The sequence below is a fragment of the Streptomyces sp. NPDC088910 genome, from assembly GCF_044749865.1.
Taxonomy (GTDB): Bacteria; Actinomycetota; Actinomycetes; order Streptomycetales; family Streptomycetaceae; genus Actinacidiphila.
This window is the reverse complement of record NZ_JBIVIV010000005.1, coordinates 39,279-52,391: the sequence shown is the minus strand read 5'-3', so window position 1 is coordinate 52,391 and position 13,113 is coordinate 39,279. Positions and strand designations below refer to the sequence as shown.

Below are 13,113 nucleotides of genomic sequence, written 5' to 3'. Positions count from 1 at the left end.
GTACCGCCGCGACTCCCGGCGGGGGCTCAGTCGTCGATGCCGGAGCGTTCGATGCCCGCCACGATGTGCCGCTGGAGGAGCAGGAAGACCAGCAGCAGGGGCAGGATCGACACCGCCGCCGCGACGAACAGCTCGTGGATGTTGACCACTTGGGCGGTGGTGAAGGTGGACAGCGCCACCTGCACCGTCCAGGAGGACGTGTCCTGGCCGATGACCAGAGGCCACAGGAAGGCGTTCCAGGCGCCGATGAAGACGATCGTGGACACGGCCGCGAAGACCGGCCGGGAGTTGGGCACCACGATCCGCCAATAGGTGCGCCAGTAGCCGAGTCCGTCGACCTTCGCCGCGTCCTCCAACTCACCGGGAAAGCCCAGGAAGTACTGCCGGAAGATGAAGCAGGCGAACGCCGAGAAGATCGTCGGGATGATCAGGCCGCGCAGCGTGGAGATCCAGCCGAGCGAGGACACCAGCACGAAGCTCGGCACGAAGGTGACCGCGGCGGGCACCATCAGCGTGCCGAGGATCGCGTAGAACACCTGGTTGGACCAGCGGTACGGGATACGGGCCAGTCCGTATCCCGCCAGCGACGCCAGCACCACCGTGCCCACCGTCGTGGTGACCGCGATCATGGCCGAGTTGAGCAGCGACCGGGCCATCGGCACCGCCGGGTCGTCGAACAGCTCGCGGATGTTGGACCACTGGAGGTGGGTGGGGAAGAACGTCCAGTCGGGCGAGGTGATGTCCTGCTCGGCCGACAGGCCGTTGCGCACCAGCAGGTAGAACGGGATCAGGAACAGCAGCGCGAGTACCACGAGCAGCACCAGGCGCACCGCGCGCCCGAATCTGAGCAGGGCCTGCTCCATGTCAGTCCTCCCTCCTGCCGAGCCCGAACCAGCGGGCCTGGACGACGGTGACCACCGCGATGATCAGCGCGAGGACGACGGCGCCCGCGCTGCCCACGCCCAGGTTCTGCCCCCGCCCGAGCGCGGTGGTGTACAGGTACACCAACGGCGGCCGGGCGTACGGCGGATAGCCGCGGGAGTCGCTGAGCAGGTTGTAGAACTCGTCGAACGCCTGGAAGGCGTTGATGACCAGCAGCAGCGCCACCGCCACCGAGGTGGCCCGCAGTTGGGGCAACGTGATGTGGCGGAAGACCTGCCAGCCGGGCCGCGCGCCGTCCACCGCCGCCGCCTCGTACAACTGCGCCGGGATGCGCTGGAGTCCGGCGAGGAAGAGGATCATGTAGAACCCGGCCTGCAACCACAGCCGTACGGTCACGATCACCAGCCAGTACCACGGCGGGTGGGTGGTGGACAGCCACGCCGTCTGGTCGGCGCCGAACCAGCCCAGGACGGTGTTCGCCAGGCCGAACCGCACACCGTTGAAGATCGACAGCTTCCAGATCAGCGCCGCCACCACATAGGAGCAGGCGGCCGGCAGGAAGAACACCGAACGGAAGAACGCCTGCGCGTACCGCAGCCGGTTCACCATCAGCGCCAGGGCGAGCGAGAGCGCGTAGGTGGCGGGCACGATGAACAGCGCGAACACCCCGAAGGTGCGCAGGCTGTCGGTGAACGCCTGGTCGCCGAGGACGTCCGCGTAGTTGCCCAGGCCCACGAAGCGGTGCGGGGACACCGTGTTGTGCGCGTCGAAGAAGCTCAGATAGACGCTCCACAACAGCGGCACGTACGTGAACAGCGCGAGCCCGGCGGCGAATGGTCCGACGAAGACCCAGAACCACAGCGTGCGGTGTCTCACGACTTCTTCCGGACCCGCTGCAATTCGGAACTGGTCTTGCGCACCACCGACTTGAGCTCCGTGTCGGGGTTCGCGCCGTCCTTGATGATGCGGCTCAGCGCGTCCTGGTACGCGGTCTGGCTGGCCGGTGTCCACAACAGCGGCTGCGAGAAGCCGTGGTCGGTGGCGTACGAGACGGCGTCGGCCGCCGCGCCCTCCCGCAGTTTGGCCGCCTTCTTCGCCAGCGAGATCCGGGCCGGGATGTGGAAGCCGTAGGAGAGCGCGAAGTCCTCCTGGTACTCGGTCCTGTCGATCCACAGCCACTTGATGTACGCCTTGGCCTCGGCTTGGTGCTTGCTGCGGGAGTTGACGGCCGAGCTGTACGCGCCGACCGGCACCGTGGGCTTGCCCGCCGCGCCGTCCTTCGGGAACGGCAGCACCCCGAAGTCGTCCCCCAGGGCCTTCTTGACCGCGGGCAGCGCCCAGAGTCCGGACCACTGGAGCGCGGTGAGCCCCTGGATGAACGCCGAGGGGTCGGACCAGTCGGTCGGCGCGCCCAACAGCAGCGACTTGTCGGCGTAGAGCCGGTGGAACTTGGCCAGGGTGCGGGCGGCGGCCGGGTCGTCGAAGCCGACGGTGCCCTCCGGGGTCACCAGGCTGAGCCCGGCGGCGTAGAGCGGTGTACCGCCGAGCACCCCGGCGCCGCCGTCGTTGCCCAGGAACAGCCCCTTGACCTTCTTGGTGGTCAACTTCGCCGCCGCGTCGACCAGTTCGTCGAGCGTGGTCGGCGGCGCGATGTTCGCGGCAGTGAGCAGGCTCTTGCGGTAGTACAGGAGCTGCATGTCGATGACCTGCGGGACACCCCAGATCCTGTCCCCGTACGTCGTCACCACGGCCGGGTTGAAGTCGGCCTTCACCGGGCCGACCAGGTCGGTGACGTCCACCACTTGACCGCCCTGGATCTGGTCCAGCGTCGGGCCGCCCTCGAAGACGTCCGGTCCCGACGAGGTGAGCAGCGCCGCGGCGGTCTGCTGGTCGTAGTCGCCGGGCCGCCACTGCACCTTGACGTTCGCCGCGGTGTACGCGTCGGCGTACCGGCGCACCGCCTGCTCCGTACCCGCCTCGCCGTACTGGTGGTACCACTGCTGCAAGGTGACCTTGCCGCCCTTGCCGCCCTTGCCGCCCTTGCCGCCTCCGTCGTCCCGGCCGCTGTTCGACCCGCAGGCGGCGGCCAGCGCACCGGTCAGGGCCAGGCTGCCTCCGGTACCGAGCAGTTGTCTGCGGCTGAACGTCACTGCGTATCCCCCTAGTCAGAGTGGGTCCCGGCGATCTTCGCGCCGGACCATGCACCAACCATGCAGGGGAATTACGACAGCGACATTGCGCGAACGTGGCGGCACCCTGGGTGGCGGGGCGGGCACTCTGCGCGGTCGTCCGCGTGGCGCGTGGGTGCCCCCGTCGCACCTTGGAATCGCACTAGGCCGCTTGTCAGTCGGCGGGCGATGGGGGGATGAAGAGTGCCACCGCGGGACCGGCGCGACACCGTTAGCCGGACGTGTCCTGTCGGCAGGACGCGCCGGTGCGCAGGTTCACGGAGGCGCCGGCGATGACCGAGTCGAGCCGGTCGCGGGTGTGTGTCAGATCCGCGATGTGCCGGTCGATCTGATCACGCTCGACCGTGAGGCGATCCAGAAGCTCGGGCGTGGCCCGGCCGTCGATGACGCAGGGCGTGAGCGCGGCGATGGTCTTACTGGACAGACCGGCCGCGTACAGCTCCCGGATCAGATTGATCCGGTCGACCGCGGCCTCCGCGTAGTGGCGCTGGCCGCTGTCGCTGCGCTCGGAGACCAGCAGATCCTGCTCCTCGTAATACCGCAGCGCCCTGGTGCTGACGCCCGTGCGACGAGCCAGTTCCCCAATGCGCATGTCCCACTCCACGTCTCTGCGATCCGCGTCACAGCCACTTGCCTTTGACGTCAACGTCAGGTTTTAGCGTAACCAATGCGCCCTTCTCCCGGAGCTTCCTCCCGGAGAGCCCCGCTTCCCGAGCCACCGCACGCCCGCACGCCCGCACGCCCGCACGCCCGCACCTCCGCACCTCCGAAAGAGACACGCATGACCACGTATTCGGCGACCGGCCTCACCGGCCCCGCGCCCACCCCGACCGTCTCGGTCAAGCCACTGGTCCTGCCCGCCCCGCACCGAGGCGCGGACCTGCGGGTACGGATCTCCGCCCCGGTCACCGGCACCCGCTTGCCGATCGTGCTGTTCGCGCACGGCTTCGGTTCCGACCTGGACGGCTACGGGCCGCTGGTCGACCACTGGGCCGCGCACGGCTTCGTGACCGTCCAGGCCACGCATCTGGACTCCAAGCGCTTCGGCCTCGCCGGGGACGACCCCCGTACGCCCGACCTGTGGCGCTACCGCGTCCAGGACATGAAGCGCGTCCTGGACGAACTCGGAACGCTGGAGGCGTCGGTGCCGGGCCTGGCGGGCCGGACCGACCACGGCCGTGTCGTCGCGGCGGGACACTCCTTCGGCGGTCAGACCGCGGGCATCCTGGTGGGGCTGCGCGTCAAGGACCCGCGCACCGGCCTCGCCGAAGACCTGTCCGACCCGCGGGTCATGGCCAGCGTCCAGCTCGCCACCGCGGGCAAGGGCGGCGCGGAACTCACCCCCTTCGCCCACGAGCACCTTCCCTGGCTCCGTGACCAGGACTTCTCCCACATCACCGCCCCCGGACTCGTCGTCGCGGGCGACAAGGACGACCTCCCCCTCTCGACCCGGGGTCCGGCGTGGACCACCGACCCCTACACGCTCAGCCGAGGCGACAAGAGCCTGCTCACCGTCCGCGGCGGCGAGCACTTCCTCGGCGGCATCTCCGGCTACCGGTCGGCCGAGACCACCGACGAGGACCCCGGCCGCGTCGCTCTCGTCCAGCAGGTCACCCTCGCCTACCTGCGCCACATCACCGGCGACGACCACACCGACTGGGAGACGGCCCGCTCCGTCCTCGCCGCCGCCCACCCCCTGGGACACCTGGAGTCCAAGTGACCCGTACGGCGCCGGGCCGCCTCCGACGATCGCGGCGACGCCGCTGATCCGCTGACGGCCCGCTCCTGTGCGGCGGCATCGCCGAGCCCGCGTGGACGGTGACGCGTGCGGACCAGCCCGTCGCGGACCCCGGCGCGACGGCCTCAGCCGAGGACCGGGGGGCGTGGTTGCCGGCCGGTGTCGGCGCTGTCCTCGCTCGTGAGGATCGCGCTCGCGATCACGTCGAAGAGGTGGTCGGCGCGGGGGGCGAGGGAGGGCTGGTCGCCGAGCCAGGCGAGCATGGCGACGAGGGCGAACAGGTCGGCGCCGTCGATGTCGTCGCGTGCCACGCCCGCGGCCTGGGCGCGGGTGAGGAGCCGCGCTCCGGCCGCGCGCAGGGTAACGCACGAGGCGTGGAGCGCGGATTCGGGGTCCTCGATGGCGGCGGCCATCAGGACGGTCACACCCCGGTACTCGGTCGTCCAGGCGACGCAGTCGCGCAGCCACGAGACGAGGGCGTCCTCGGGTGACCCCTGTGTCTCCAAGTCGGCCGCTCGCGACGTCAGTTCACCGAAGCTCGTGTGGAGCAGGGCTTCGAGCAGGGCCTCCCGGGTGGGGAAGTGCCGGAGCAGTGTCGCCAGGCCCATGTCGGACCTGCGGGCGATGTCGCGCAGCGAGACGTCGACACCGTGCTCGGCGATGACGGCGCCCGCGACGTCGAGCAGGTGGTCGCGGTTCTTCCTGGCGTCGGCGCGCATGGGTCCCTCTTGACTATCCGGATCAGTGGTCCATATATTCGGATCAGTGGTTCGGATAGATGGACCACTGATCCGTTCAGCGTATCCCCCGGTGGGGGCAGGAGACGACGATGCCCACGAAGATGCCGTCAGACACGATGCGGGCGATCCGGCTGCACGAGCACGGCGGCCCCGAGGTGCTGCGTGAGGACCGGGTGCCTATTCCCGAGCCGGGACCGGGCGAGGTGCTCGTCCGCGTCCACGCGGTGGGCGTCAATCCTCCGGACTGGTACCTGCGCGGCGGGCTGACCACGGTGCCGGGGGAGCCGGAGTCGACCGTCAGGCTGCCCGCCGTTCCGGGAACGGACGTGTCGGGTGTCGTCGAAGCCGTCGCCCCGGACGTGGACGACCTCGCCCTGGGCGACGAGGTCTTCGGTCTTCTGCGCTTCCCCGGCTTCGACGGCAGCGCCTACGCCGAGTACGTGGCCGCGCCCGCGTCGGACCTCGCGCGCAAGCCGTCCGGCATCGACCACGTGCACGCCGCCGGGGCGCCCATGGCCGCGCTCACGGCGTGGCAGTTCCTCATCGAGGCAGGACACGACCACCCCTCGCCCTTCCAGGCGGCGCGGCACCGCCCGACGCCGCTCGACGCCGACAGCAAGGTGCTCGTCAACGGCGCCGCGGGCGGCGTGGGGCACTTCGCCGTGCAGTTGGCGAAGTGGAAGGGCGCGCATGTCACCGCCGTGGCGTCCGGTGCGCACGAGGCGTTCCTGCGCGATCTCGGCGCCGACCGGTTCATCGACTACACCAAGAGCCGTCCCGAGGAGCTGGTGCACGACGTCGACCTCGTACTCGACGCCGTCGGCGGCCCCGACAGCAGGCGGTTCCTGCGCACCCTCAAGCGCGGCGGCGCCCAATTCCCCGTGCTTCCCGGGGACTTCGACGCCGAGGAGACCGCGAGGCTGGGCGTCACCGTCTCGACCGCCCAGGTCCGCTCGAACGGCGCGCAACTCGCCGAACTGGGACGCCTGCTCGACGCGGGCACGGTACGCGTCGCCGTCGACAGCACCTTCCCGCTCGCCCGCGCGCGGGCGGCGCACGAACGGGCCGCCCGCGGACACCTCCAGGGCAAGATCGTGCTCACGGTCGAGCAGGTCACGGCGCCGCGTTGAACAGCTTCCAGTTCCCCTCGGAGACGATCTCGACGCCGTCGTCGGTCACCTTGATGGCGGTCTGGTTGTCGATGGCGTACGCCGGGGCCTTGAGCGCGGCGGCCCACCGCTCCGCCTCGGCCATGGTGTTCTCGGGGCAGCCCGGACTGTCGAGGTGCGGGAAAAGGGAGAAGTCGACGACTCCCAGGGCGCGGTCGTCACCGGTGGGCGGCTGCCAGGCGACGAAGTGCTCCCCGACGCGGGGAGTCAGCACCATGCTCCCGGCGCTGAGCCCCACATAGACCGTGTCGTGCAGCGAGGGGAACAGGTCGGCCAGGCCGGACTCCCGCATCCAGTGAGACAGGTACAGCGCGTCGCCGCCGTTCACCAGCAGGACGTCCGTCTCCCGGACCCAGGAGACCCACCGCTCCTTGTCGATGCCGGGCAGCGCCGTGAGCTCCAGTACGCCGACCGACTTCCAGCCCAGCCCGGTCATGGGGTGAAGGGACTGTCCGCTGATGAAACGCCACGGCCCGCCCGGATCGCCGTACGGGCCCCCGTACCCGGCGGTGGGAATGCACAGGGCGTTGGCTTCGGCGATCGGTTTGCCCAGGAGGTCGAGGAGCGCCGCCAGAATGCTGGCGTTCTTGACACCGGAGTCGGTAAGGAGAAGCTTCATGACGCCCCCGCACTGATCGCTCTGTGAAAGTGAGCGAGCGACGCTAACACACCCGCTGTCGGCAGAGCAGACGCGCCGAGACCGGCCGCCTCACGGCCGGGTCCAGGCGGTGTCGCGCAGCAGCCGGAGGCCGTTGAGGGCGACGACGAGAGTGGAGCCCTCGTGGCCCGCGACCCCGAGGGGGAGCGGGAGAGTGGCGGTCAGGTCCCAGACGGCCAAGGCGGCGATGAACACCGCGGCGATCGTCAGATTCTGGATCACCAGACGGTGGGCGGCGCGCGAGAGCTTCACGACGGCCGGGACGGTGGCCAACTCGTCGCGGATCACCACGGCGTCGGCGGTCTCCAGCGCGAGGTCGGACCCGGCCCTGCCCATGGCGACGCCGGTGTGTGCGGCGGCCAGCGCGGGCGCGTCGTTGACGCCGTCGCCGACGACCAGCACCTTGCGACCGCGCGCCTCCCACGCGCGTACGGCCGCTGCCTTGTCCTGCGGCAGCAGGCCGGCGCGCACGTCGGTGATGCCGACCTCTGCGGCCAACTGCCGGGCGGCCCGTACGTTGTCGCCGGTCAGCAGGACCGGGGGGAGGTCGGTCATACGGGCGAGGGCGGCGACGGTGGCGGCGGCGTCCGGGCGCAGCCGGTCCGCGATGCCCAGCACTCCCAGCGGCGTACCGTCGCGCAGCACCGCGACGGCCGTACGCCCGGCGGCCTCCACCTCCCGCACTGCCTCGCGCACCCCGTCCCGCAGCCCGTCCCGCGCCGCCTCGCCGGTCCCGAGGGGGAGGAGGCGGCCGGGGGAGCCGACCTGGACCGTGCGGCCGCCGACGGTGGCCGTGACGCCCTGGCCGGGGGCCGAGGTGAAGCCGTCGGCGGCGGACAGCGGAAGGCCGCGCTCGCGGGCCGCGTCCACCACCGCGCGGGCCAGCGGGTGTTCGCTGGGATGCTCGGCCGACGCGGCGAGCCGGAGCAGGGCGTCCGCTTCGAGGCCGCTGTCGGGCAGCGGCCGGATGTCGGTGACGCGGGGCGTCCCCTCGGTGAGCGTGCCGGTCTTGTCCAGCGCGACGGTGTCGGTCTGCCCGAGGCGCTCCATTACGACGGCCGACTTGACGAGAACCCCGTGCCGGCCGGCGTTGGCCATCGCGGACAGCAGCGGCGGCATCGTGGACAGGACGACCGCGCAGGGAGAGGCCACGATCATGAACGTCATCGCGCGGAGGAGGGCCGGTTGTAGCGCCGCGCCGAAGGCCAGCGGGAGCGCGAAGACGGCGAGCGTGGCGACGACCATGCCGATCGAGTAGCGCTGCTCGACCTTCTCGATGAACAACTGGGTGGGGGCCTTGGTCTCGGCGGCCTCCTCGACCATCCGCACGATCCGGGCGATCACCGAGTCCGCCGGATCGCGCTCGACGCGTACGCGCAGGGACCCGGTGCCGTTTACGGTCCCGGCGAACACCTCGTCCCCGGCCTGCTTCACCACCGGCAGCGGCTCGCCGGTGATGGTGGCCTGGTCGACGTCGCCGGCGCCGTCCAGGACCACGCCGTCGGCGCCGACGCGCTCGCCGGGCCTGACGAGGATGACGTCCCCGACCGCCAGTCGCGCGGCCTCGACGCTCTCCTCGGTGACGACACCACCGTCGGCACCGAAACCACCGACACCACCGTCCGTGCCCTCCGGCCGGAGCCGGGTCGCGGTGGCGGGCGCGAGGTCGAGCAGTCCGCGTACGGAGTCGGCGGTCCGCGCGGTCGCGACGGCCTCCAGGGCGCCGGAGGTGGCGAAGATGACGATCAGCAGCGCCCCGTCGAGTACCTGGCCGATCGCGGCGGCGCCGAGCGCCGCGACGACCATGAGCAGGTCCACGTCCAGCGTCCTGTCCCTGAGCGCCTTCAGGCCCTGCCAGCCCGGTTCCCAGCCGCCGGTGACGTAGGTGGCGGCGAACAGCGGACCCCATGACCAGGCGGGGGCGCCCAGCAGGTACGGGGGAAGCGCGAGCAGTAACAGGGCGAGCGCCGCGCACGCCCACCGTGCCTCCGGCAGTGCGAGGACGCGCGTGCGGCGGCGCGGAAGAGCCGGTCGCGGACGCCCCGCGGAGACCGGTGCGGGCCGCCGGTCCAGGACAGAAGGCATGACAAAACAACCCTTCACGGGCGGACGAGGTGACAGCCCCCACCGTACAGGAACATCTGAACAGGTCTTCAGTTGTCATCCGTATGATGGGGGCATGGGCCATGGAAACGACGCCGCCGCCACCGCCACCCCGCGCGAGCGTCTCGACGCGGTCGGCGCCGCCGACGTCGCCGCCACCCTCCAGGCGCTCGCCACGCCCTCGCGGCTGCACATCCTGGCCCGGCTCCAGGAGGGCCCCTGCGCGGTCGGCGACCTCGCCGACGCCGTGGGCATGGAAGCCTCCGCCTGTTCCCACCAACTGCGCCTGCTGCGCAACCTCGGCCTGGTCACCGGCGAACGCCACGGACGCTCGATCGTCTACGCCCTCTACGACAACCACGTCGCCGAACTGCTCGACCAGGCCCTCTACCACGTCGAGCACCTGCGCCTGGGCATCCGCGACCGCCCCGCGGACCTGCCGGAGGCGGTCGCGGCCGACTGAGGCCGCGCGCGTGCCGTCACGCCGGGTGGTCGGTGAACGACGGTCCTACGGCCTCACGCGTCGGCCTCCCGGGCCGCCCGCTCCAGGCGGTCACGGTGGTTCTCCCACCAGGCCGCGTCGCCCGGCGGCAGGCTGCCGTTGTTCTCGTTCATGCCCACCGCGCCGTCGGTGAGTTCGCGCAGGATGTCCGCGTGCCCCGCGTGCCGGTGGGTATCGGAGATCACCCGCACCACGGCGTGATGCAACGTCACCTCGTCCCGGCCGTCGGGCCACCACGGCACCCGGCCGGTCGCGTCCAGGGCCAGCGCGTCGATCGTCGCGTCCGCCTGGGCCCACGCCCGGTGGTAGAGGCCCACGATGTACTCGCGTGACTCGTCGGCGGCGGCCCACATGTCCGCGTTCGCCTCGGCCCCCGCGTCGAGCCAGGGCAACGGCTCGCCCGACGGCCGCCCGAAGGTGTCGCCGAGGTAGCCGAACTCCACACTGGCCACATGCTTCACCAGGCCCAGCAGATTCGTGCCGGTCGGCGTCATCGGGCGGCGCACTTCGTACTCCGAGAGCCCTTCCAGCTTCCACAGCAGTGCGTCGCGCGCGGACTGGAGGTAGAAGCGCAGGTCGGTCTTGGCATCCGTAACGGTCATGCGGCCAGTCTCGCGCCCGCCCGACCACCGGTCACGCCGTTTACGCCGTCGGTGCGGGGCCCGCGCCGGGCGGCGGTTCCGCGACGCCGACGAGGAACCCGGCCCTGGTACGGACGCTGACCGACCACTTCAGCGCGGTGAGGTCGTCGGTGAGCGTCCGGGCGTCGTGGAACACCTTGACGATGCGGTACCGACCGCCGTCGTCGGTCCTGCGCAGCGCCGCCGGGGTCGCATGGCCGGTGAGGACGTCCTCGTACGTCGCCGCGCCCGGGCCGTCGTCGACGAAGACGGCCCTGCCGCCCGGGGCGAGCGCGGCGGCGACGGTGACCCAGAACCCGGGCAGCCGGGCGGGCGGGACGTGGGAGAGCCAGAAGGCGAAGAAGACCGTGTCGTAGCGGCGCGGCGGCTGCCACGCGAACACGTCGGCCTCGACGAACCGGACGGTGGAGGACCCGGTACGGGTACGGGCGATGGCCAGCACCTCGGCCGCCGCGTCGACCGCCGTCACCGACCGCGCCCGCGCCGCGAGCCTCGGGGTCCACTGGCCCGTCCCGCAGGCCAACTCCAGCACGTCCCCGGTGATGGGGAGTTCGTCGACCACCTCCAGCAGGTCCCGCAACTCTTGGTACTGCGCGTAGGTCCGGTCGTACTCGCCCGCCCGCCCCCGGTAGTACGCCATCTGCTCCGCCACGAGGGCGTCGTCGTCCATGGGTGGGTCCTCTCGTCCGGTTCCCGCCGGAGCCGCGTGGGCTCCGCTCGTCGGCTGGTCTCCACCGGCACTGTCGACCTTCACCTCCGGTCAAGGTCAAGGGTCCCGGCATCAGCCACTCGCCGTGGCAGGGCCGCCACACCCTCGCCCGGCCCGTCGCCGACCCCGTACGGGGGCGGCGGTGGGCGGCGCGGGACGCTCGGCGGCGGCGCCCCGTCAACCGGGCCATGAACGCCGAACTCGGCGCGGAAGGCCGCGCGGACCCGCTGGACGGTCACATCGCCGAGCTGCGCGCGTGCCTGCGGCGATTCGTGCGCGCCGCGGCGGACGCGTAGGCCGCCGCGCGCGCCGGGTTCAGTACAGCGGCAGGATGAGGGTGATCCGCTTGCCGCGCGGGGTGCCGTCGGGCGCGGGGTCGTGCGGGGTGACGGTTACTCGCAGGGCGAGCTGCTGGATCAGACGCCAGCCGAATCCGCCGCCCACGTAAGGGGCTTCGGTGCCCGGCGGGCGTTCGGTGAGGCGGGGGAGCGCGGGGCTCAGGTCGTCGATGCTCACCTCGACGCCGAGCGGCACGAGGCGGGCCTGGCAGTGGGTGATACCGCCGCCGTGCACGATGGCGTTGGTGGCGAGTTCCGAGGTGGCGAGCACCGCGTCGCCCATGGCTCTGGGATCGCACGGCTCGGGGTCGGCCGCCACGGTCTCCCGCACCAGAGCGCGTACGGCGGCGGCCGTGAAGGGGGCCCGAAGCGCTCGCATACCGGTGGGGGGCGTTTGCGTGGAGCGCTGCCCACCACCCGGCGGCGGCCTGTCAGCGGCCATCTGATCTCCAGGAATTCGACATCGGGTCGCAACGGACGGCGACGGTCCGGGGAGGTCGCCCGCGGTGCGCGGTGACACCTGCGGACGTTTTTCCCAGGTCTGTCGTCAACGGGGCGTCTTGCCGACGTGCCATGACCGAAACGCATCCGCCACAGTTGGGACCCGCGCAGTTTGCCACCGGTCGCACGGGCAAGGCGACGAGGTTGACCCGGTCGGCCTTCCGAGGGCGCCCGGACGCCCCCGGAGGCCCTGGGGCACCTCCGGTACGGCTGTGACCTGCGGATCTGCCGTGTTGGGCCGCTCTGGGCGCGGCGTCTCCCACTGGGGATGCAAGGATGGTGCCCATGGACAACGTGTACTTCGACATCTCCATTGACGGCGCTCCGGCCGGTCGGATCGTCTTCCGTCTCTTCGACGACGTCGTGCCCGAGACGGCGCGGAACTTCCGTGAGCTGGCCACCGGCGAGCACGGCTTCGGCTACGCGGGCTCGGCGTTCCACCGGATCATCCCGTCCTTCATGCTCCAGGGCGGCGACTTCACCAGCGGCGACGGCCGCGGCGGCAAGAGCATCTACGGCAACAAGTTCGCGGACGAGAACTTCAAGCTCAAGCACGACCGCCCGTTCCTGCTGTCGATGGCGAACGCCGGGCCGAACTCCAACGGCTCGCAGTTCTTCGTCACCACCGTGGTCACCGACTGGCTCGACGGCAAGCACGTCGTCTTCGGCGAGGTCGTCGAGGGCGAGGAACTGGTCAAGCAGATCGAGGGCAAGGGCTCGCGCAGCGGCACGCCCTCCGCCAAGGTCGTCATCTCCGCATCCGGCACCGTCGCGTAAGCACCCCACCAGCGACCTCGTAGGCCCGAAGGCCCCCGGCGACCCGCCGGGGGCCTTCCGCGTTCGCTGAGCGGGGCGGGCGGGACCGAGGGAAAATCGAAGAGCCGGGAGCGGGGTCCCGGCGGTGGGACCGGGAACCGAAGCGGGGGAGCGAGAGCCGGAGAGA

At 71.4% G+C, this 13,113-nt stretch carries 14 protein-coding genes; 4 read left to right on the top strand and 10 right to left on the bottom strand.

The window, feature by feature from the left end; genetic code table 11:
• Positions 1 to 26: 26 nt before the first annotated feature.
• From ACIP4Z_RS13440 to ACIP4Z_RS13425, 4 genes are all read right to left on the bottom strand, one after another.
• A complete protein-coding gene (locus tag ACIP4Z_RS13440) occupies positions 27 to 863 on the bottom strand; it encodes a carbohydrate ABC transporter permease (protein ID WP_355334863.1) in 837 nt (278 codons plus the stop codon).
• 1 nt (position 864) lies between these two features.
• On the bottom strand, positions 865 to 1,758 hold the full coding sequence (locus ACIP4Z_RS13435) for a sugar ABC transporter permease (RefSeq protein WP_355334860.1): 894 nt from the start codon (positions 1,756 to 1,758) through the stop codon (positions 865 to 867).
• Positions 1,755 to 3,032, bottom strand: coding sequence for an ABC transporter substrate-binding protein (locus ACIP4Z_RS13430; protein WP_401307371.1), 1,278 nt, complete (start codon positions 3,030 to 3,032; stop codon positions 1,755 to 1,757). Before ACIP4Z_RS13430 ends, ACIP4Z_RS13435 begins: the two co-directional genes overlap by 4 nt.
• Positions 3,033 to 3,282: 250 nt before the next feature.
• The gene (locus tag ACIP4Z_RS13425) at positions 3,283 to 3,663 is read right to left on the bottom strand and encodes a MerR family transcriptional regulator (RefSeq protein ID WP_355334854.1); all 381 of its coding nucleotides are present in this window, start codon (positions 3,661 to 3,663) and stop codon (positions 3,283 to 3,285) included.
• Positions 3,664 to 3,852: 189 nt separating this feature from the next.
• Here ACIP4Z_RS13425 and ACIP4Z_RS13420 point away from each other — a divergent pair, with 189 nt between their 5' ends.
• Positions 3,853 to 4,791 (top strand): alpha/beta hydrolase family protein, encoded by a 939-nt coding sequence (locus ACIP4Z_RS13420; protein ID WP_401307368.1) that lies wholly within the window; start codon positions 3,853 to 3,855, stop codon positions 4,789 to 4,791.
• A 143-nt stretch (positions 4,792 to 4,934) separates the two neighbouring features.
• On the opposite strand, the gene ACIP4Z_RS13415 is transcribed toward ACIP4Z_RS13420, so the two are convergent.
• Positions 4,935 to 5,528: a TetR/AcrR family transcriptional regulator gene (locus tag ACIP4Z_RS13415; protein WP_401307365.1), complete on the bottom strand. Its 594-nt coding sequence runs from the start codon at positions 5,526 to 5,528 to the stop codon at positions 4,935 to 4,937.
• 122 nt (positions 5,529 to 5,650) lie between these two features.
• Between ACIP4Z_RS13415 and ACIP4Z_RS13410 the strand changes: the two genes are divergently transcribed.
• A complete protein-coding gene (locus tag ACIP4Z_RS13410) occupies positions 5,651 to 6,679 on the top strand; it encodes an NADP-dependent oxidoreductase (protein WP_401308135.1) in 1,029 nt (342 codons plus the stop codon).
• On the opposite strand, the gene ACIP4Z_RS13405 is transcribed toward ACIP4Z_RS13410, so the two are convergent.
• On the bottom strand, positions 6,663 to 7,337 hold the full coding sequence (locus ACIP4Z_RS13405; protein WP_355334846.1) for a Type 1 glutamine amidotransferase-like domain-containing protein: 675 nt from the start codon (positions 7,335 to 7,337) through the stop codon (positions 6,663 to 6,665). The genes ACIP4Z_RS13410 and ACIP4Z_RS13405 overlap by 17 nt on opposite strands.
• 90 nt (positions 7,338 to 7,427) lie before the next feature.
• Positions 7,428 to 9,461, bottom strand: a complete 2,034-nt coding sequence (locus tag ACIP4Z_RS13400) for a heavy metal translocating P-type ATPase (RefSeq protein WP_401307362.1) — start codon at positions 9,459 to 9,461, stop codon at positions 7,428 to 7,430.
• Between the two features lie 94 nt (positions 9,462 to 9,555).
• Between ACIP4Z_RS13400 and ACIP4Z_RS13395 the strand changes: the two genes are divergently transcribed.
• Complete coding sequence (locus tag ACIP4Z_RS13395) at positions 9,556 to 9,942, top strand: ArsR/SmtB family transcription factor (RefSeq protein ID WP_401307359.1); 387 nt, start codon at positions 9,556 to 9,558, stop codon at positions 9,940 to 9,942.
• Positions 9,943 to 9,995: 53 nt separating this feature from the next.
• Here ACIP4Z_RS13395 and ACIP4Z_RS13390 read toward each other — a convergent pair whose 3' ends face one another.
• From ACIP4Z_RS13390 to ACIP4Z_RS13380, 3 genes are all read right to left on the bottom strand, one after another.
• Positions 9,996 to 10,583 (bottom strand): DUF664 domain-containing protein, encoded by a 588-nt coding sequence (locus tag ACIP4Z_RS13390; RefSeq protein ID WP_391162606.1) that lies wholly within the window; start codon positions 10,581 to 10,583, stop codon positions 9,996 to 9,998.
• A 40-nt stretch (positions 10,584 to 10,623) separates the two neighbouring features.
• Entirely contained in the window at positions 10,624 to 11,292 is a 669-nt protein-coding gene (locus tag ACIP4Z_RS13385; RefSeq protein ID WP_401307356.1) for a class I SAM-dependent methyltransferase, read from the bottom strand.
• Positions 11,293 to 11,646: 354 nt separating this feature from the next.
• Positions 11,647 to 12,048 carry an ATP-binding protein gene (locus tag ACIP4Z_RS13380; RefSeq protein ID WP_355334838.1) on the bottom strand — a complete coding sequence of 134 codons (402 nt, stop codon included), beginning with the start codon at positions 12,046 to 12,048 and terminating at the stop codon, positions 11,647 to 11,649.
• 407 nt (positions 12,049 to 12,455) lie between these two features.
• On the opposite strand from ACIP4Z_RS13380, the gene ACIP4Z_RS13375 reads away from it, so the two are divergent.
• Positions 12,456 to 12,947: a peptidylprolyl isomerase gene (locus tag ACIP4Z_RS13375; protein ID WP_355334835.1), complete on the top strand. Its 492-nt coding sequence runs from the start codon at positions 12,456 to 12,458 to the stop codon at positions 12,945 to 12,947.
• Positions 12,948 to 13,113: the final 166 nt, after the last annotated feature.

What these genes read in the sequence shown, in the direction of transcription:
- ACIP4Z_RS13375 (WP_355334835.1), top strand. Translation starts at nt 12,456, where the DNA reads ATGGACAACGTGTACTTCGACATCTCCATTGACGGCGCTCCGGCCGGT.
- ACIP4Z_RS13420 (WP_401307368.1), top strand. Translation starts at nt 3,853, where the DNA reads ATGACCACGTATTCGGCGACCGGCCTCACCGGCCCCGCGCCCACCCCG.
- ACIP4Z_RS13390 (WP_391162606.1), bottom strand. Translation starts at nt 10,583, where the DNA reads ATGACCGTTACGGATGCCAAGACCGACCTGCGCTTCTACCTCCAGTCC.
- ACIP4Z_RS13410 (WP_401308135.1), top strand. Translation starts at nt 5,651, where the DNA reads ATGCCGTCAGACACGATGCGGGCGATCCGGCTGCACGAGCACGGCGGC.
- ACIP4Z_RS13425 (WP_355334854.1), bottom strand. Translation starts at nt 3,663, where the DNA reads ATGCGCATTGGGGAACTGGCTCGTCGCACGGGCGTCAGCACCAGGGCG.
- ACIP4Z_RS13415 (WP_401307365.1), bottom strand. Translation starts at nt 5,528, where the DNA reads ATGCGCGCCGACGCCAGGAAGAACCGCGACCACCTGCTCGACGTCGCG.
- ACIP4Z_RS13385 (WP_401307356.1), bottom strand. Translation starts at nt 11,292, where the DNA reads ATGGACGACGACGCCCTCGTGGCGGAGCAGATGGCGTACTACCGGGGG.
- ACIP4Z_RS13440 (WP_355334863.1), bottom strand. Translation starts at nt 863, where the DNA reads ATGGAGCAGGCCCTGCTCAGATTCGGGCGCGCGGTGCGCCTGGTGCTG.
- ACIP4Z_RS13400 (WP_401307362.1), bottom strand. Translation starts at nt 9,461, where the DNA reads ATGCCTTCTGTCCTGGACCGGCGGCCCGCACCGGTCTCCGCGGGGCGT.
- ACIP4Z_RS13395 (WP_401307359.1), top strand. Translation starts at nt 9,556, where the DNA reads ATGGGCCATGGAAACGACGCCGCCGCCACCGCCACCCCGCGCGAGCGT.
- ACIP4Z_RS13405 (WP_355334846.1), bottom strand. Translation starts at nt 7,337, where the DNA reads ATGAAGCTTCTCCTTACCGACTCCGGTGTCAAGAACGCCAGCATTCTG.
- ACIP4Z_RS13380 (WP_355334838.1), bottom strand. Translation starts at nt 12,048, where the DNA reads ATGCGAGCGCTTCGGGCCCCCTTCACGGCCGCCGCCGTACGCGCTCTG.